This is a genomic window from Mucilaginibacter boryungensis, from assembly GCF_015221995.1.
GTDB classification, from domain to species: Bacteria; Bacteroidota; Bacteroidia; order Sphingobacteriales; family Sphingobacteriaceae; genus Mucilaginibacter; species Mucilaginibacter boryungensis.
In genome coordinates, this window is sequence record NZ_JADFFM010000001.1 from 2,017,382 (window position 1) to 2,038,327 (window position 20,946).

The following is a 20,946-nucleotide window of genomic DNA, read 5'->3' on the forward strand; positions in this document are numbered from 1 at the left end:
TATGAAAAAACTATTTATTATCACCATCCTGGCGGCATGTGCTTTTATGGCATCGGCACAGAAAACCGCTAAAAAACCAAATATTATCATCATCCTGGCCGATGATATGGGCTATTCCGATATCAACTGTTTCGGTTCGGATATTCAAACACCCAATATTAATGATTTGGCCAAAACGGGTTTGGTAATGACACAGTTTTACAATGCCTCGCGCTGCTGTCCGTCGCGTGCTTCGCTGCTGACAGGTTTATACCAGCATCAGGCAGGCGTAGGTGATATGGTAAATACCCGAAAAGAGCCAGCTTACCAGGGCTATCTGAACCATAACTGTGTAACCATTGCCGAGGCTTTAAAAGCAGGCGGCTATAACACTTATATGGCCGGTAAATGGCATGTAGGCACCGCGCCCGAAAACTGGCCGGTTAAACGCGGGTTCGATCATTATTTTGGTTTGATAGATGGTGCAGGCAGTTATTTCAATCCAACGGCTTCATATCGCCCTAACCAGCACTTAACTGTAGCGCTGGATGATAAGCCATTTACACCCGGCCCGAATTGGTATTCGACTGATAATTATGCCGATTATGCGGTGAAATACATTAAAGACAACAAGGGTACCGGCAAGCCATTCTTTTTGTACATGGCGTTTACCAGTCCGCACTGGCCTTTGCAGGCTTTGCCCGAAGATATTGCCAAATACAAAGGCAAATTTATGAAAGGCTGGGATGTATTACGTGAAGAGCGCCTGAAAAAGATGATTGCCCTGGGTATTGTACCAAAAGATACCAAGCTATCGCCGCGTGATAAAAACGTGCCGGAATGGAACTCGTTGACCGATGCTGAGAAGGTAGATTTTGATGATAAGATGGCGGTATATTCAGCTATGGTAGATAGGATGGATCAGAACATTGGCCGCATCCGCAAAGCGCTGAAGGAAACTGGTGTTGATCAGAATACCCTGATCATGTTCTTGTCGGATAACGGTGCCAGCAGCGAATACACCAAAGGTAACGGCTTCCTGCCCGAGATCATCGCGGCCAGTAAAAAACCAGCCAGCGACCCGACATCATTTACTACCTACGGTTTCCCCGGGGCTAACGTGAGTAATACACCGCTGCGTCTGTTCAAACACTGGGAATATGAGGGCGGCACAGCAACACCATTCATCGCCAACGCGCCGTCTATTATTAAAAAACATATGCAAACCGACCAGCCGGGACACTTGATAGATTTGATGGCTACCTGCCTGGATATTGCCGGTGTGCCATACCCTAAAACTTATAATGGAAATGCCATTACTCCAACCGAGGGGGTTAGCTTATTACCGTTGATGCAAGGCAAGAACTGGCAAGGAAATAAAGCGCTGTTCTTTGAGCACGAAGGCAACCGCGCAGTACGCCAGGGCGATTGGAAACTTGTATCGCAATACCCTGAAAATCAATGGGCGCTGTACAACATAAAAACAGATAGAGCAGAATTAAACGACTTAAGTACCCAATACCCCGAGCGCGTTAAGCAAATGGAGGCCCTTTATAACGAATGGGCGCCGCGGGCAGGGGTAGTGCCTTTTGAAAAATTGGGCAAGGGCAAGGGGGATATGTGATCTTCTCAAATCGGGTTACTGTAATGGCTATTTTAAAGATGGATAAATATTATCGTGATGAATTTGTTACATAATTAAGGGTGTTATGCAGGATAGCACAGGATGCTCAATATAACAGCATGGCATAACTTTAAAATTGTATAAACCGTCAATTTACAGTATCCAATTAACCTGTTAACCCTATGCTGATGCGATCATCTTTAAAGATCATATTGTCAATACTATGCCTGTCTGTTTCTGCACAATTATTTGCGCAGGATGTAAAAACCAGCTTTAAATTCGATTTTGGCAGCGGGAAGGCGGCTAAGAGCTACACCAAAATTACACCGCAGGATACCACAGCCGATAAAACTGGGTATGGGTTCGACTTCGGTTCAAAGGTTACAGCGGTTGTTCGCGACGCGAAAAAATCACTCACCGGCGATTATATCACCAGCGATAAACCGTTCTATTTTTCAGTAAACATACCCGAAGGGAATTATAAGGTTACTGTTACGTTGGGCGATATCAAGGGTACAAGCACGGCAACAGTAAAGGCCGAATCGCGCAGATTGATGCTGGAAAAAGTACAAACCAGCAACGATACTAAAAAGATCAGTTTTATAGTCAACATCCGCAAGCCGCAAATAAGTACCGGTGGCGAAGTGCGCCGTAACCCGCGCGAGATTGGTAAATACGATTGGGACGACAAGCTAACCCTTGAATTTAACGACACCCAGCCCTGTGTTGACGCGGTAGAAATCGAAAAGGTTGACGACCAGATCACCATCTTCCTTGCAGGCAACTCAACCGTTGTTGACCAGGATGAAGAACCCTGGTGCGCCTGGGGGCAAATGATCACACGCTTTTTGAAACCGGGGGTCGCAGTTGCCGATCACGCGGAATCGGGGCTTACCCTGGGAAGTTTTTTAGGCAGCCACCGATTGGATAAGGTGTTAAGTGTAGCAAAACCTGGTGATTACTTGTTTATTGAATTCGGTCATAACGATCAGAAAGAAAAAGGCCCTAATGATGGCGCCTGGAAATCATACACTGAAAGGTTCAAAACTTTCATCATCGCGCCCGGGAAAAGCAAATGATCCCGGTAATTGTCACCTCGACTGCCCGCCGCGAATTTAATGATAGCGGAAAAGTCGTAAATACCCTTGGCGATTTCCCCGCCGCTGCACGCAAGGTGGCCAAAGATATGAACGTTGCCCTGATTGACTTAAATGCCATGACCACTAAGTTTTATGAAGCTTTAGGCAAAGAAGGTTCAACAAAAGCGTTGGTGCATTATCCTGCTAACACATTCCCCGGACAAACAAAGGCATTGGCGGATAATACACACTTTAACAGTTATGGTGCTTATGAGATAGCCAAATGTGTAATGGAGGGTATTAAAAGCAATCATTTAGGGATTGAAAAATATATTATAGACAAATCAACGTTCGATCCATCGCATCCTGATCCGGTAGAAAGTTTCAGTGTACCGCCCAGCCCTAAATGGAGTAACGTAAAACCAGCGGGAAATTGATGAAAATAATTGCTTACATATTACTGGTGATGTTTGGATGCTGCATGTATGCCCAAGCACAGGGAATAAAGAAACCTATCCCCGATAAATTGGTGGTACTTACTTTTGATGATGCTGTTTTAAGTCATTACACAAACGTGGCGCCGTTACTAAAAAAATATGGTTTTACAGCCACTTTTTTTGTGTGCGAGTTTGGCGGCAAGCCCGATTTTAGTGATAAAACCAAATACATGAGCTGGGAGCAGGTTGCCGAACTCAGCAAAATGGGTTTTGAAATAGGCAACCATACCTGGCATCATACGCATGTAAATAAGATTATTGACGAGAAACTAAACTCGGAGCTAAGTTACATAGAGCAAAAATTTGATGAGTACCATATCCCTAAGCCCGTAAGCTTTGCATACCCGGGCTATGATACCAGTCGCCGGGCAATTGAAGTTCTTAAAAAGAAGGGCTACAAGTTTGCCCGCGGCGGATGGGATAGGGTATATGACCCAAAAACCGACGAGCCAATGCTGATGCCAGGCTATACCACCCACAGTGAAAAAGCCGATGCTGCCTACGATATTTTAAAACAAGCTAAAGGTGGCAAAATAGCTGTGCTAACTATCCACGGCGTGCCGGATGATGCGCATCCCTGGGTAACTACCTCGGTTGAGATTTTTGAAGGTTACCTGAAGTTTCTGAAAGAGAACCATTACAAAGTGATCGCCATGCGCGACCTGAATAAATATGTTGTTACCAATTGAACCTGAATAAATTGACCATATGAAAAAGAAATTGATTTTGCTTGCGCTGATATTTGTACAGGCAGGCTTGCTGACTGTTAAAGCCCAGGAAACGATGGAAACCGGTGGCAAAGAAATGCCCAACGAGTGGATTGACAAAGATACCGGCCATAAAGTGGTGCGCCTATCGCGCCGACCGGGCACCAGCAATGCCAGTTTCTATTTCAATAATTATTGCTTTGTACCCCAAGGCAGTAAAGGCGATTTGATGGTGTTTTATGGCAGCGTAGCCGATAAGGCTATGGGAAACCAGTTATTTACTGTGAACTTGAAAACGCTGGAAATTAAACAACTGACCAATCACAAGGCGATAGCGGGAGAAATGGTTTGCCCCAAAACTAACGACGCCTATTATCAAAGCGGGGATAGCGTTTTCGCGGTGAATGCCATTACAGGTAAAAACAGGTTCATCTATGCGTTCGATCCATCGTTTAAAGGGCGCGTCGGTACTGTTAATGCCGATGGTACTTACCTGGCCTGCGTAAAAGCAACCGGTGACCTGGAACGCCAGATACACGAAAAATATCCGGAAAAGAGTCAGTACTTCAATCGTATTTATGATGCGCATATCGAACATATCCTTTATAAGCTTAATGTCAAAACAGGTGAACTGACCGAGATACACCGTGAGAATGAATGGACTAATCACCTGCTGTTCTCGCCAGTTGATCCGGATATCCTTTCTTATTGCCACGAAGGGCCCTGGGAAAAGAATGACCGTATCTGGAATATCAACATCAAAACCCTGAAAAATACACTGATGCACAAACGCACGATGGTGAATGAGATTGCCGGTCACGAATTTTTTGGTATCGGTGGCCAGCACGAGTGGTTCGACCTGCAAAAACCGAAAGGCAAAACCTTCTTTTTAGCGGCTTTTGATATGAAAACAGGCAAAGAAGACCGCATGTATGAAATGGACAGGAACGAATGGTCGATACACTTTAACGTAACCAAGGATGAGAAAACTTTCTGCGGTGATGGCGGCGATCCGGGACAGGTAGCCAAAGCGCCCGATGGGGAATGGCTATACCTATTTAAGCCAAACGGCGACAGGTTAAAATCGGAAAAGCTGGTGAATATGAAACACCACAACTATAAGCTGGAGCCCAACGTGCATTTCTCGCCCGATGAAAAGTGGATCATCTTCCGTGCTAACTTTGAGGGGGTGGAGCAAACCTACGCGGTGGAAATAGCGAAACATTAACTAACGTCATTAGTCATTGAGACATTAGGTCATTTTATATTTAACGTTCATGTCATTTCATAAACATATCAAAATAGCTGTCGCCGTTGCGCTTTCTTTAGGTACTTATAACGCTATGGCGCAAATTGCCTGGCCGGTTATTACCAAACAAACCAAACCCTGGGCACGCTGGTGGTGGGAAGGCAGCGCAGTAAACAAAAAAGACTTAACCTGGAACATGGAAAGCTATAAAGCTGCCGGTTTGGGGGGCTTGGAAATTACACCTATTTATGGGGTAAAAGGCCATGAAAGTGAGTTTATCACTTACCTGTCGCCGCAATGGGTAAGTATGCTGCAATATACTTTGCAGGAAGGTAAACGCCTGAATATGGGAATTGACCTGGCCAACGCTACAGGCTGGCCATTTGGTGGTCCGTGGGTTACCAGCGAAGATGCCAGTAAGGAAATGTTCTGGAAAACATATAGCGTGAAAGGCGGCGAAAAACTAAATGAAGCAGTAGCTTTTACTCAACAACCACTGGTACGTGCCGATGGCGTAGCGCCAAAAATTACCGATTTGATAGAACCTATCAGCAGTAATAAGAATCTTCAGTTAATGGCGCTTGACCAGGTAAGGTTTGAAAAGCATATCCCGTTGACGATCCTTGTGGCTTATGATGAAAAAGGCCAGCATATCAATCTGACAAATAAAGTTGATGCCGATGGCAAACTGAACTGGACACCACCTGCCGGCGACTGGAAGTTGTATGCGATATTCCAGGGCTGGCACGGTAAAATGGTAGAACGCGCCGCGCCGGGTGGCGAAGGTTTCGTGATAGACCATTTTTCAAAACCGGCGCTAAATCATTACCTGGATAGGTTTGATAAAGCTTTTGCTGGTAAAGATCTGAGTGGTATCCGTAGCTTCTTTAACGATTCCTATGAAGTGGATGACGCCCGTGGGCAATCGAACTTTACACCACAGTTTTTTGATGAATTTTCTAAACGCCGTGGTTACGATCTGCGCGATCATTTGGATGCCTTGTTCAGCAAAGATGGTAAAGACATTAATAACCGTGTACTATGCGATTACCGTGAAACGATATCTGATTTACTATTAGATAACTTCACCAAACCATGGCACGATTGGGCTAAGGCCAAAGGCGCGCTGATTCGTAATCAATCGCACGGTTCACCGGCCAATATATTAGATCTATATGGGGCTATTGATATTCCCGAGACTGAGGGTAATGATATTTTGAGCTATAAACCCGCTACGTCTGCAGCTCACATAATGGGGAAACCATTAGCATCGTCCGAATCGGCAACCTGGCTGAATGATCATTTCCTGTCATCGTTAGGTGATGTAAAACAGGCAATAGATAAACTCTTTATTGGTGGCGTTAACCATATTTTTTATCATGGTATCAGCTATTCGCCTAAGGATGCAGCCTGGCCTGGCTGGTTATTCTATGCCGCAGTGCACTTTAATCAGACCAATCCATTTTGGAATGATTTTTCTACGCTGAACAATTACATCGCCCGTACGCAATCGTTCTTGCAGCAAGGCAAACCTGATAATGATGTGCTGGTTTATTACCCATTGTTTGATAGTTTCTCCGAGTTAGGTCGTGGCGATTTGCTGAAACACTATGCCGGCATGCGCCCCGATTTTATGGGTACAGGCTTTGAAACTTCATCGGCCGAAATGCTGAAGAAGGGCTACACCTTCGATTTTATCTCTGATAAACAAATATTGGGCTTACAGACAACATCTGGTGGCATTATCTCAAACGGTAACCATTACAAAACCATCCTGTTGCCTAACTGTAAATATATTTCGCTTGAAAGTTTTACTAAAATTATGGCTCTGGCTAATGACGGTGCAATCGTGGTTGTTTATAAAAACCTGCCTTCAGGTGTACCGGGCTATGGGAATTTGGATAAACGTGAAACCATATTTAAAAATCTGCTCGGCAGCCTTAATTTCACCAATACAAATAATGGGGTCAAGGTAGCCAAAATAGGTAAGGGGCGCTTCCTGCTATCTGATGAAATTACCCCATTAATGGAAGTTGCGGGCATCACCAGGGAGGCAATGACAGACAACGGTTTGCAATTTGTGCGCCGCACCTATAAAACAGGTAACAGTTATTTTGTAGCCAACAAAGGCGACAAAGCAGTTGATACCTGGGTGCCTTTGGCAAAAAACGCAGCATCGGTGGTGATATTTAACCCAATGACTAAGCAATCGGGCTTGGGTAAGATCAACAAAAGAGGGAGAGGTGCCAGTGTTTATCTGCAATTGCAACCGGGTGAAAGCTGTATCCTGCAAACATCGCCAACGGTAATTACAGGTGCAGCTTATAATTACTATCAGCCTTTTGGCGATGCGATAAATATAGCGGGTAACTGGACGTTGCGATTCACCGAAGGCGGCCCGACACTGCCTGCGACAATTCAAACCAGCGAATTAAAATCGTGGACTGAGTTGGGTGGTGATGCTGAAAAGGCGTTTTCAGGTACAGGCAGTTATACCATTACTTTCAACAAACCGGCTAAAACAGCAACCAACTATCAGCTTGATTTGGGCAAAGTACATGAAGAAGCGGAGGTTTATTTGAACGGGGCAAAACTGGCTACATTACTTGGCCCGCAATACATCGTAAATATTCCGGCATCACAACTAAAAGCAAACAACCAACTGGAAATAAAAGTGGCTAATTTAATGGCTAACCGTATTATTGATATGGATAAACGGAATATCCCATATCGTATATTTTATAATACCAATTTCCAATCGCACGGTCGCGATTCACGCGGGCCAGACGGTTTATTTAATGCCTCAAAATGGGAACCGAAAGCTTCGGGCTTAATTGGCCCCGTTACACTAACCCCCATGAGTATAGTAACCCCAAAATAAGCTCAAACCTACGGAATTTGAGCTTAAACCATCCTGTAGTGTCCTGCTTTTGTAACGTAACCAATACAAAAGCAGGACACTACAGGACACTTGTTTTTACACGATACTTTAAGTTCGTTTAACAATTATAAAAACTGGAACCAAACAGTTAAACCTTAAATAAATTTTATGAAACAAGCGTTTATTTACCTCAGTAAAGTGCTATTGTTATTGCTTTTTTTTAACCTGGCAGTATATAATGCTAATGCACAGCAAACCGCCACATTATCAAATGGGTCTAAAACTGTAGTATTGCAAAGTGCACAACAAACCGTAACTGGTATTGTAACAGACACTAAAAATATGCCCATCCCTGGTGTTTCGGTGCAAATTAAAGGAACACAAACAGGTGCCGTTGCCGATGTTAATGGCAGGTATAGTATTAAAGCTTCTGCCGGTCAGGTTCTGACATTCAAATCTGTTGGTTATGATACCAAGGAAATTACGGTTGGTGGCAGCAGCCAAATAAATGTAACCCTAACCGAAACCAACAGCCAGTTAAATGAAGTTGTTGTAATTGGTTATGGTACACAAAAACGTGGTAATGTAACTGGTGCACAAGCTACTTTTAAAGCTGATAATCTTAACGAGCGTGCTATTACCCGTGTTGATCAGGCATTGGTTGGTCAAATGGCAGGCGTAACAGTTAAACAAAACACCGGTGTTCCGGGAAAGGCTTTTAGCGTTAACGTACGCGGTACTGGCTCTATTACTGCAGGTAACGAACCATTATATGTAATAGATGGTTTCCCTTTAACCGTTTCGGTTTTAGGTACCGGTGGCTCATTCGGCACAGGTAACCCGTTGGATAATATCAACCCTAATGATATTGAAGATATCCAGGTATTGAAAGATGCCGCTGCTGCCGCTATTTACGGTTCCCGTGCTTCAAATGGTGTCGTATTGATCACTACCAAAAAAGGCAAAACCGGTAAAGCAAAAATCAATTACAACGCTTATTTTGGCTATAACGCGGCCGCCAAATATCTGCCTATGTTAAACGGAGATGAATGGATTGATCGTGCGACAGAAATGATAAACGCGGCATACGTATTAAAATATGGATCGGCCGGCGCAACTGCTAACGATGATGCTGCAAAAAGACAAGCCTTAAATGGTGGTGCTTTCAGCACAGCTTATATGTTAGATCCTCGTTGGGCCCAACCCGGCCATCCGGGCCTGCAATATATCAATTGGGAAAAAGCGATTGAACAAAAAGGCGCTATGCAAAACCAGGGGTTAAGCGCAAGTGGTGGAACGGAAGATGTGAAATATTTTGTATCAGGTAATTATGCTAACCAGGACGGCTTTGTAAAAGGCTTGGGTTATAAGGCTTATTCCGCCCGTGCTAATGTGGAAGTAAATATTGCTAAAAACTTCAAATTGGGTGTTAATATAGCCCCAACATTCTCCATTGCTCAAGATCCCGGCGTAGAAGGCAAGGACAACATCTTTCACCAGGCTATCAGTTACAGTCCCATCCAGGAAGACACTGTAGGATTATATACAAATGCATTTAAAAATGCTCAATACAGCTGGAGTAACTCAGCTAATAGCCCGATTGCTAAACTTGAGTATAAAGTAGGGCAAACAAAGAAATACCGTACTTTGGGAACTGTATTTGCCGAATATGAAATTATTAAGGGCCTGGTATTAAGAAGTTCACTCAATCTTGATAACGTAGATAATACGTCGAACGGTTACACGCCTTATACCATTACAGGCTCGCTTTCTACAAGGACATTTAATGCTACTACCAACCCAAATGTAACTTCAGCTACGTCTGGTTCATACAACACGTTTAAAAGGCAAACTTTTGTAAACGAGAATACGCTGAATTTTAGCCGCACTTTTGGCGGTGTACACAACTTAAACGTACTGTTGGGTGAATCATATAATACCGATCGTTTAGATCAATCATCGTTATCATCCTCTGGCGGGTATACAAGCGCCGTTATTCAAACGCTGAATGCTGCCGCAGCTACCACTGGTAGTTCAAGCGCTTCTAAAAGTGTTTTAGTATCGTATTTCAGCCGTGCGCAATACGATTATAAAAACAAATACCTGTTATCGGCCAGTATACGTGAAGATGGTTCATCTCGCTTTGGTATGAATAATAAATACGGTGTTTTCCCGTCAGCTTCAGTAGGCTGGAGGGTAATTGAAGAGGATTTTATGAAAAACTCTAAGACCGTAAGTGATTTAAAACTTCGTTTCAGTTATGGTGTAAATGGTAATAACGCTTTTAGCGGTGATTATGCCAGTATTGCTCAAATTGGTTCTTATGGTTACGATCTGGGTGCTACCCAAGCTATAGCGATAGGCCAGGCGCCAAGCAACTTAGCTAACCCCGACCTGCGTTGGGAAAAATCGCAAACTTATGATTTTGGTGTTGATTTCGGTTTTTTCAAAAACCGTTTAACAGGTTCATTTGATTATTATAATAAATTAAACACCGACTTATTGCTAAATGTGCCTGTACCGGGAGCGACTGGCTTTACCAGCGGCTTCCGCAATGCCGGTTCGGTACGTAATATTGGTGAGGAACTGGAATTAACCAGCCATAATATGTCTGGCAAGGTTACCTGGAGTACTTCAGTTACTTTAACACACAATACCAACAAGGTAGTTTCGTTATATGGCAACCAACAGCGTATCATTATACCTAACTCGTTTGATGTATCTGACAACATACTACAAGTTGGTCAGCCATTGAACAGTATTTATGTGGTTAGGCAAATAGGTATCCTTACCCAGGCCGATATCACTAACAAAGTTGCCTTATACGGCACAGGTGAAACCGTTGGTGACCCTAAATATGAAGACCTTAACGGTGATGGTGTAATTACCGAGGCTGATAAACAAATTGTTGGGCATCCAAGTCCAGACTGGACCTGGGGTGTCACCAATACTGTACGTTTTAAGGGTTTTGATTTAAGCGTATTAGTACAGGGCCAAAACGGTGGTTCTATCTATTCATTATTAGGCCGTGCTATTACGCGTACAGGTCAAGGCTTTACAGATAATGCACCTGAATTTTACGTAAACAGGTGGCGTTCACCTGATAATCCTGGTGCTGGGCGTGTAAGTAAAGCTTACTCAACATTCGGCTTCGTAGCCAATACCGATTGGTTGTATTCATCTGATTATTATCGTGTAAGGGATATCACCCTGGGTTACAATCTGAAAAATGCATTCAAAGGAAAAGTTAAATTCTTAAGCGCTGCCCGTATTTACGTTACCGCCGAAAACTTCTTTGGTCATGATAAGTACTATGGTGGTTTCAATCCTGAAGCGCAGAATACGGCTATTAGTTCAGACAGTAACTATCCTGAACCGGGTGATTACGGTGGCTTGCCATTGGCCAAATCACTCATCTTCGGGTTAAACGTTACTTTTTAATCATTTTTAATATTATCAAAATGAAAAAGATATTCTTTCTATCAACCATATCAGCCGTTGCTTTAATGACAGCTTGTAAGAAGGACCTAAATCAGGTGCCAATTTCAACGTCAACAACCGCTACCTTTTATTTGCAACCGAGCGATTTTTTACAAGCATCAAACGCTATTTATGCGGACTTGCATAATTATCCAAACCGTCTTCAAAACTTATCTGAAATACGTTCGGATAATATTTATGGTGTATCGGTAACCGTGCGCGATTGGGATCCTATAAACGACTTTTCGCCATCGCTGCCGGCTAATGCCTATGTAACTGAGGCATGGACTACCGATTTTAATGGTATATTCCGTGCTAATACCTTATTAGACCAACTTGCAAAAAATGGTAGTTTAGTTGGTTCAGCAACATTAGCTACCAGGCTACAGGCCGAGGCAAAATTTTTACGCGCGTTCTTTTACTTTGACCTGGTAAGATATTTTGGAAAACTACCAATAATTGATCACCCGGTTTCGGCAGCTGAAGCCAACACAATAAGCCGCAGCCCGGTAGCTGATGTATATAAATTAATTACCTCTGACCTGCAGTTCGCTATTGCTAATTTACCCGGCAGCTATACAGGTGTTGACGTTGGCCGTGCAACAAAGTATTCAGCTGAAGCATTATTGGCCGAGGCATATATGGCTAAATCAGGCCCTACATACGGCATTGAAGGTCCGGGTCTTGCATCAAATGAATGGAATTTGGCACTGCCTTTATTGCAAGATATTATTACCAATGGCGGCTTTGTTTTTAATCCTAATTATGCTAATATATTCGCCTACACCAATCAAGGGCCTGCCGTTAATAAGGAATCTGTTTTTGATGTGATTTATACGTCTGGTATTAGTGGTACCAGTGACTTATATGGTGCCTCATATCCATGGAATTTAACACCTAATGGGTATTTTCTTTCATTGAAAGACACCAAATCAAACGGAAGCCTTGAAATTATCCCGGTATCACCTGATTTGGCCAGCAGCTATGCTGCCACAGATGTGCGCAAAGCAGCAACAATTTATACTGCCGGCTATACTAACGCGGGAAGCACCGAGAACCGTCCGTTCTTTAAAAAATGGCTGGATGTTTCTAAACTATCTTCTGTACTAAGCCGTTTCGACTGGGGTATTGACTACATAGCTATCAGATACACCGATGTACTGATGATGAAAGCCGAGTGCATTTTACATGGTGCCCCAGGCTCTCAAAGTGATGTGGACGCTATTGTTAACCAGGTACGTACCAGGGCAGGCTTACCCTCAATCACCGGGGTAACATTGCCGCAGTTATTTGACGAACGCCGCCGCGAGTTTGCCGATGAAGGTCTGCGTTGGTTCGATTTGCAAAGAAGCGGTAATCTGTTAACGATCATGAATGCGTGGATTGCTAAGGACGATGCCCAAAAAGCTATTAAACCAGCTATCGCTAACTATATTATTTACCCTGTTCCTCAGCGTGAGATAGATACTACGCCTGGCTTATACACTCAAAACCCAGGCTATTAAACATTAAGTAAACGTCTTTTCTGTAATAAATTGGTTAATAAAAGAAAATGCGGCTCGCCAGGGCCGCTTTTCTTGTTTTTGGCAGGATGCTACAGGATGCCATTTGGCAAATTATCTTATAAGTTCGTGTACCAATTATTGCCGCCGGGCATAAGATAATTTCTAATTTAACCGATGCCAAAAAAACTAAACAACAACTATAAGAAGTTTAAAGGATTTACTATATCAGCCACTGCTATTTTAGGCATTGTTTGCTGTGCTTTGTCCATGCCGCCGGTTAAAAAGGCAGGCAATATCATCCCTTTAGCTGGGCAATGGCGTTTTCAAATCGATTCTACAGATAAAGGTATTGGCGATAAATGGTATTTAAAACAATTAGGTGATACTATCCATTTGCCGGGTTCGATGGCCGAGAATTGGAAAGGCAATAACATCACCCTGAAAACAAAATGGACAGGCAGTATTTATGATAGCTCGTGGTATTATAATCCGCGGATGGCAAAATACCGCCAGCCGGGAAATTTGAAGATACCTTTTTGGCTTACCCCCCATAAACATTATACTGGTGCCGCCTGGTACCAAAAAGATGTGGTTATACCAGCCGATTGGAAAAGCAAAAGGGTGGTGCTATTTCTTGAACGCCCGCATACGGAAACCAAACTTTGGGTTGATGGCGAAGAAATAGGCATGCAAAACAGCCTGGTTGCGCCACACGAGTTTGATTTGACCGGCAAAATATCCCCGGGGAAACATACGCTTAGTATTTGTATCGATAACCGGATCAAGGCCATTAATGTAGGTCCTGATTCGCATAGCATAACCGATCATACTCAGGGAAACTGGAATGGAATTGTCGGGAAGATTGAGTTACACGCAGGCGCTACAACATGGCTTGATGACGTGCAGATATATCCTGATTTGAAAGACAAAATGGCACATGTGAAGTTCACCGTGAAAAACGATGGGCCTGAAGTAAATGGAAAGATAACAGTAATAGCAAAATTGTCTAATACCAAACTTCAGGGCAGCGTGCCTTCAGCAGTTAAACCTTGTAAAATAGCCAATGGCGTTACCGAAATAATGGTTGATTTGCCTATGGGCGATAAAATGCAAACCTGGAATGAATTTAACCCGGCCTTATATCAGCTTACAGCCAAATTAGTGATAGGTAATGCTCCGGCAGATACTAAACAGCTTACCTTCGGGATGCACGAGTTTAAAGCAGAAGGGCGAAACTTTACCATCAATGGTAATCCCGTCTTTCTGCGTGGTACAGTAAATAATTGTGAATTCCCGTTAACAGGCTACGCGCCTATGATTGAGAAAGAATGGGACAGGATTTTCGCCATTTGCAAGGCGTACGGATTAAACCATATGCGTTTCCACTCGTGGTGCCCGCCCGAGGCCGCTTTTGATGCAGCTGATAAAGCCGGTATATACCTTTATGTTGAAGGACCTTCATGGGCTAATCATGGCAGTGGTTTAGGGTTAGGCCGGCCAATTGACCAGTATATTTATGATGAAACTAATCGCATAAGTAAAGTATACGGCAACCACCCGTCGTTTTGTATGTTGGGTTACGGCAACGAGCCCGCGGGTAAGCAAGTAGAATACCTGACTAAGTTTGTTGATTACTGGAAAGCGAAAGACAGTCGCCGTATTTATACAGGTGGCGCAGTTGGTGGCAGCTGGCCAATTATCCCTAATAACGAGTTTATGGTACGTGCCGATGCGCGGGGATTGAACTGGAACCAGCGCCCTGAATCAAATTCAGACCATAGTGCTAAAATTGCCAAGTTCAATGTACCGTACGTAGCGCACGAGGTTGGGCAATATTGCGCTTTCCCTGATTTTAAGGAAATTAAAAAATATACCGGTATTTATCGCGCCAAAAACTTTGAACTTTTTCAGGAAGACCTAAAAGATCATGGTATGGCTGATGAAGCTGAGAAGTTCTTGTATGCCACAGGGAAACTGCAGGTTTTGTGCTACAAGCATGATATGGAAAAAATGATGCGCACACCGGGCTATTCTGGGTTTCAATTATTATCATTAAATGATTACCCAGGCCAAGGGACAGCGTTGGTAGGCGTACTGAATGCATTTTGGGATAATAAAGGTTACGTTACGCCCCAGCAATTCTCGCGCTTCTGTAATTCAACAGTGCCGCTAATACTTACAGAAAAATTTGTCTATACCAACAACGAGACGTTAAAGGCCAATGTAGAATTATTCAATTACACCAGGCCGATGAATGCCGCGTTAACCTGGAAGTTAACAAACGATCAGCATCAAATAATAGCCCAAGGTACTTTTGACAGAAAAAGCTACAACCTCAACAATTGCCAGCAAGCGGGCGAAGTTAGCGTAGCCTTATCAAATATCACCAGGCCGACTAAGCTTAATTTAGATGTTGCTGTGCCAAACACCACATTCAGCAACAACTGGGATTTTTGGGTGTATCCTGAAAAAATAGCTAAAGTAAATACCGATGTTTATTACACTACCGAACTTGATGATAAAGCCAGGCAAGTATTGGCAAATGGTGGTAAAGTATTTTTAAACGGGGCAGGAAAAGTGGTAAAAGGGAAGGAGATCATCCAAAATTTCACACCCGTTTTTTGGAATACTTCCTGGTTTAAAATGCGCCCGCCACATACGTTGGGTTTTGTATGTGATCCTAAGCATCCCATATTTAATGATTTCCCCAATAGTGGCTATAGCGAAATGAACTGGTGGGATATTCTAAAAAAAGCGCAGGTAATGCACCTGGAAGAATTCCCCAAAAGCTTTAGGGCCTTGGTGCAGCCAATTGATACCTGGTTTATGAACCGGCCATTAGCGTTTATATTAGAGGCAAAGGTAGGGAAGGGCAGTATTATTGTTAGCAGTGCGGACCTATCACCTGATATAGATTCCGACAGACCAGCCGCACGACAGTTGTACTATAGCATTATGAAATACATGGCCTCGCCGCAATTTAAACCATCTGTAGAGATCCCCATCAATACTATTGAAAACTTATTTAGCAAACCATCTAAAGAGGTGTTTATATCCTACACCAATGGCGCACCGGATGAACTAAAACCAAAAGCGAAGACGAAATAAAACATCATACTTATGATCAAAACGTATACACTTATTTTCATATCACTTTTTTCGGCGGCTATTTCAAAAGCTCAGAATAACGAAGGGCGTGAGATAACCCCGTTTGATAAAGCCTGGTTATTTTACCAGGGCGATGCCAGCGGTGCGGATAAAACTGGGTTTGCTGACACGCAATGGCAAAAAATAGATGTGCCGCACGATTGGAGCATATTCGGTACTTATGATAAAAATAATCCCACTGGTCGCGGTGGTGGTTATTTGCCAGCGGGTATAGGCTGGTACCGCAAACACTTTGAAATGGATGTCGCCGATGCGCAAAAACTCGTTTCTATTGAATTTGACGGCGTAATGGCCAATAGTGATGTTTGGATAAACGGTTATCATTTAGGCAAGCGCCCTTATGGGTACATTAGCTTTGCTTATGATTTGACAGGCCACCTGAATTTTGGTAAGGGAAAAACCAACATCATAGCTGTAAGGGCGGATAATGAAGTGCAACCGGCTTCGCGTTACTACACCGGCGCGGGTATTTACCGCCATGTACGCCTGATTGTGACTAACCCTGTGCATATTGAGCATTGGGGTGTGTTTGTAACTACACCTAAAGTTAGCCCGGAAAAAGCTGTTGTGCATGTTAAAACTACCATTGTCAATACTTCAAAAGCAAAAGTTTCTGCGGCGGTTTTTGTTAATATTTTAGACGAAACAGGAAAAGTTGCCTTGGCTGGTAAATATGACCCGGCTGGCCATGATATTGCCCCCGGCAAGTCTGCTACTGTTGAAGGGGATTACGAGGTGCGTAACCCCACATTATGGAGTCCTCAACATCCGGCACTGTACAAAGCAATTGTGAAAGTGTCATCTGGCGCTAAAACTTTCGACAGTGAAACAGTACCTTTTGGCATCCGCACCGCTGAATTTACCGCTGACAAAGGTTTTGTGCTGAACGGCAAAAAGCTGATGATCAAAGGCGTTTGCCTGCATCATGATGGCGGCGCGCTAGGGGCTGCTGTGCCTTTACGTGTATGGGAACGCAGGCTGCAACTATTAAAAGATATTGGCGTGAACGGTATCCGTACCTCGCACAACCCGGTGGCGCCTGAGTTTTTAGATCTGTGCGACAGGATGGGTTTCGTAGTGATGGACGAAAACTTTGATACCTGGGAAGCTAACAAAGTGCGCGGCGCAGGCGGTTACGATAAATTTTTCAAAGAATGGGGTTTAACCGATACAAAAGACATGGTATTGCGCGACCGCAATCACCCCTCAATAGTGATCTACAGCATTGGTAACGAGATACATGATAACCTGGGTGATTCCTCGGGTTTTAAGAAGTATCGTGATATGCAGGACCTGATACACCAAACAGATGGCACCCGGCCAGTAACCATGGCGTTGTTCCGTCCGAACGTATCAAAGGTTTATGATAATGGTTTTGCTAAAATGATGGACGTGGTAGGCCAAAACTATCGGGAGAATGAATTGGTTGATGCGCATACGGCGCACCCTGATTGGAAAGTAATTGGTACCGAAAATGGCCATACCCTGACTGCCTGGCTTTCCCTGCGCGATCATGAATATGTAGCCGGTCAATTTTTATGGACGGGTGTTGATTACCTTGGCGAAGCCGATTGGCCAAACGTGGTGAATGGGCAGGCTTTGTTAGACCGTACCGGCGGCTCACGCCCGTTAAGTTATCAGCGCGAAAGCTGGTGGTCGGATAAACCGGTTGTGCATATTGTTCGCAAAAGGGACGATGCCGCGGCAAGCCCTATGGTAGCCGACTGGACACCTGCCGATATCAGCAATTATACTATGGCAAGGGTTTCCGTTTACAGCAATTGCGATGAGGTAGAGTTGTTTTTGAATGGTAAATCGTTAGGAACGAAACCAAAACCAGCTGACGATTCACCACGTGATTGGACTATGCCTTTTGAAAAAGGTACGATTAAAGCGGTAGGTAAAAATAAAGGCAAAATAGTACAAACCGACGAACTAAAAACTGCCGGTCAACCTGCCAAAATATTATTAACGGTCGATAAATCTAAAATTGCAAACATTTGGGACGATGTAGCCTACGTAACTGCAACTGTGGTTGACGCTAACGGCGTGCCTTGCCCTAATGGCAACCACGTAATTGATTTTAATATTACCGGCCCTGGTGTAATTACCGTCACTGATAACGGCGACCTTGCCAATCACGATGCGTTTCCGTTACATGCACGGCATACTTATCGTGGTAAATGTATAGCCATTATTAAGGGAAGCGCGATTGGTAAAGCTATTATCAAAGCCACATCGCAAGGATTAGCCGATGGTACCATCACCGTAGATATTGTGAAATAAAATGAGTAAGCCGATTAAAATAGGACTAATGATACTGGTAGCAGGGTTAATTGGCCTTGCGTTTACTTTTCAACAAAAGCCCACCATTTATATCATTGGCGATTCCACCACCAAAAATACTTTGCCGTTAATGGGCTGGGGGACTGCTATCAGCGATTTTTTCGATACCACAAAGATCAACATCGCCAACCACGCCATGGCCGGGCGCAGCACCCGCACCTTTGTAAAAGAAGGCCGCTGGGATAAGGTTGATTCCTTGCTAAAACCAGGCGATTATGTACTGATGGTGTTTGGCCATAACGAAGGTGCCAAACCTGGTATCACACCGCCAAATGCCGATGCGGCAGGCCGGGCTATTGGTCGCGGAGTGTTGAAGGGTATTGGCGAAGATACAGTACATCTCATCTATCCAAATGGCTCTGTCGAAATAGTACACACATTTGGCTGGTATATCCGCAAGTTTATCCGCGAAGCAAAAACTAAAGGCGCCACACCAATGGTGTTGTCGATGATACCACATAACCTATTTCGCGATGGTAAAGTGCCCCGTGCCGATAAAGATTACGGTTTATGGAGCAAACAGGTAGCCGAACAGGAAGGTGTGATATTTATTGATATGAACAACATCACCGCCGATAAGTATGAAAAATTAGGCGCTGATTCTGTAAACAAATTCTTCGCACCTGATAAAACGCACACTACCAAATTAGGTGCTACGGTAAACGCGCAATCGGTAGTTGTAGGCATTCGCGCAAATCCTGATAATCCGTTAAATAAATACCTCTTAAATAAATGAAACGACTTAAAATAGCTGTGGCATTGGTTACAATTGCTGTTGCAGGGCTGGCCTTTATAAACCAGCAAAAACCAACGCTGTATATGGTGGGCGATTCTACCATGCATAATAACGATAAAGAGCTTTGGGGCTGGGGGACAACCATCGTCGACCACTTAGACCTCTCAAAAATTAACGTAGTCAATAGTGCCACAGCTGGCCGCAGCACCCGCACTTTTGTAAAGGAAGGCCGCTGGGCTAAGGTAGATTCCGCGCTTAAACCCGGCGACTTTGTGATTATGGGTTTTGGCCATAACGAAGGTAGTAAACCCGATACTACAAAAGGCGGTTACCGTGGTGTATTAAAAGGCATTGGCGAAGACTCTGTTGTGCTGAATTGGGCAAAAGGACCTGAAACGGTACATACCTATGGCTGGTACCTGCGTAAATTTATCAGGGACACCAAAGCCAAAGGCGCTACGCCAATAGTGGTTTCTATGATCCCCCGCAGGGAGTGGGATAAGGATGGAAAAATTGTTTTAGCCAATAAAGATTATGGCCTGTGGGCAAAACAGGTGGCCGAACAGGAAGGTGTTGCCTTTATTGATCTGAATACGATCACTGCCGAAAAATACAATAAGCTAACCCGCGACGAAGTATTTGCCCTGTTCGGAACCGACCATACCCATACTAACAAAGCAGGCGCGGTTATCAATGCGCAGTCTTTTGTTGACGGCTTGAAGCTTCAGCCATCCATTACCCTTAATAATTATCTTAAATAATAGAACATGAAAAGCTTTATACATAAAAATACCGGTCTGTTAATGTTGATGCTGGCTATTGTTGCCTTATCATCATTTATGTTTGTTAAACCACAGGATAAGCCTACGTTTTACCTGATAGGCGATTCAACCGTTAAGAATGGCAGGGATGACGGCCAAAAGATGGGCCCGGATGGGCAATGGGGCTGGGGGCACTACATTCACGAATATTTTGACACCACCCGTATCAATATTGAAAATGATGCATTGGGCGGCACCAGCAGCCGTTCGTTTATCAATATGGGTTTATGGGATAAAGTGCTGGCAAAAATTAAACCCGGCGACTTTATTATTATGCAGTTTGGCCACAATGATAACGGCCCGCTTGATGATACCGCACGTGCGCGTGGCACCATTAAAGGTGTGGGGGATGAGCAAAAGGAAGTATTTAACCCTATGAAGTACATGAAGAAGCAGGAAGTAGTGCATTCTTATGGTTGGTATATGCGCAAATACATTAATGAAGCTAAGGCCAAAGGTGCTACCGCCATCATCTGTTCGCCAATTCCGCGTAATGATTGGAAGGACGGTAAAGCCACCAGTCGTAACATGAAGGATAGCTACGGTGCCTGGTCTAAAGAAGTGGCTGTGCAAACGGGTGCTTATTTTATTGACCTGAATACCATGGTTGCAGATGATTATGACAAGGAAGGTGAGGAGAAGGTAAGATCAACCTATTTCCATGCCGACCATACGCATACCATTGAAGCAGGTGCGCGGTTAAATTGCAAATTTGTTGTTGATGGCATAAAATCGTACCCTGACCTGGCGTTGAATAAGTATTTGAAATAGCTTCATTCACAGAGGTGAAATACCCAGCACGTCATTGCGAGGTACGAAGCAATCTCTACGTAAGTAAATCAAACATGCAAAAACTTGATGTATAGTTTGGAGA

At 43.8% G+C, this 20,946-nt stretch carries 13 protein-coding genes; all 13 read left to right on the forward strand.

Features of this window, described 5'->3' with window-relative positions; translation table 11 throughout:
- Position 1: 1 nt before the first annotated feature.
- The 13 genes from IRJ18_RS08450 to IRJ18_RS08505 all read left to right on the forward strand — a co-directional run bounded on the left by IRJ18_RS08450 (position 2) and on the right by IRJ18_RS08505 (position 20,843).
- The gene (locus IRJ18_RS08450) at positions 2–1,603 is read left to right on the forward strand and encodes an arylsulfatase (RefSeq protein ID WP_194105750.1); all 1,602 of its coding nucleotides are present in this window, start codon (positions 2–4) and stop codon (positions 1,601–1,603) included.
- 188 nt (positions 1,604–1,791) lie between these two features.
- On the forward strand, positions 1,792–2,682 hold the full coding sequence (locus IRJ18_RS08455) for an SGNH/GDSL hydrolase family protein (protein ID WP_228072629.1): 891 nt from the start codon (positions 1,792–1,794) through the stop codon (positions 2,680–2,682).
- On the forward strand, positions 2,679–3,119 hold the full coding sequence (locus IRJ18_RS21005) for an SGNH/GDSL hydrolase family protein (RefSeq protein ID WP_228072631.1): 441 nt from the start codon (positions 2,679–2,681) through the stop codon (positions 3,117–3,119). The genes IRJ18_RS08455 and IRJ18_RS21005 overlap by 4 nt, the downstream gene beginning before the upstream one ends.
- Positions 3,119–3,868: a polysaccharide deacetylase family protein gene (locus IRJ18_RS08460; protein WP_194105751.1), complete on the forward strand. Its 750-nt coding sequence runs from the start codon at positions 3,119–3,121 to the stop codon at positions 3,866–3,868. The genes IRJ18_RS21005 and IRJ18_RS08460 overlap by 1 nt, the downstream gene beginning before the upstream one ends.
- A 19-nt stretch (positions 3,869–3,887) precedes the next feature.
- Positions 3,888–5,114, forward strand: a complete 1,227-nt coding sequence (locus IRJ18_RS08465) for an oligogalacturonate lyase family protein (protein WP_194105752.1) — start codon at positions 3,888–3,890, stop codon at positions 5,112–5,114.
- Positions 5,115–5,163: 49 nt separating this feature from the next.
- Positions 5,164–8,016, forward strand: a complete 2,853-nt coding sequence (locus IRJ18_RS08470) for a glycosyl hydrolase (RefSeq protein WP_228072638.1) — start codon at positions 5,164–5,166, stop codon at positions 8,014–8,016.
- A gap of 168 nt (positions 8,017–8,184) precedes the next feature.
- Entirely contained in the window at positions 8,185–11,457 is a 3,273-nt protein-coding gene (locus IRJ18_RS08475; protein ID WP_194105753.1) for a SusC/RagA family TonB-linked outer membrane protein, read from the forward strand.
- Positions 11,458–11,477: 20 nt separating this feature from the next.
- Positions 11,478–13,001, forward strand: coding sequence for a RagB/SusD family nutrient uptake outer membrane protein (locus IRJ18_RS08480; protein ID WP_194105754.1), 1,524 nt, complete (start codon positions 11,478–11,480; stop codon positions 12,999–13,001).
- A gap of 174 nt (positions 13,002–13,175) precedes the next feature.
- Entirely contained in the window at positions 13,176–16,109 is a 2,934-nt protein-coding gene (locus IRJ18_RS08485; protein WP_228072640.1) for an exo-beta-1,4-galactosidase, read from the forward strand.
- Between the two features lie 12 nt (positions 16,110–16,121).
- On the forward strand, positions 16,122–18,455 hold the full coding sequence (locus IRJ18_RS08490; RefSeq protein ID WP_194105755.1) for a glycoside hydrolase family 2 TIM barrel-domain containing protein: 2,334 nt from the start codon (positions 16,122–16,124) through the stop codon (positions 18,453–18,455).
- 1 nt (position 18,456) lies between these two features.
- Entirely contained in the window at positions 18,457–19,251 is a 795-nt protein-coding gene (locus tag IRJ18_RS08495) for a rhamnogalacturonan acetylesterase (RefSeq protein ID WP_194105756.1), read from the forward strand.
- Positions 19,248–20,012 (forward strand): rhamnogalacturonan acetylesterase, encoded by a 765-nt coding sequence (locus IRJ18_RS08500; protein ID WP_194105757.1) that lies wholly within the window; start codon positions 19,248–19,250, stop codon positions 20,010–20,012. The genes IRJ18_RS08495 and IRJ18_RS08500 overlap by 4 nt, the downstream gene beginning before the upstream one ends.
- A 6-nt stretch (positions 20,013–20,018) precedes the next feature.
- Entirely contained in the window at positions 20,019–20,843 is an 825-nt protein-coding gene (locus IRJ18_RS08505) for a rhamnogalacturonan acetylesterase (protein WP_228072642.1), read from the forward strand.
- Positions 20,844–20,946 lie beyond the last annotated feature (103 nt).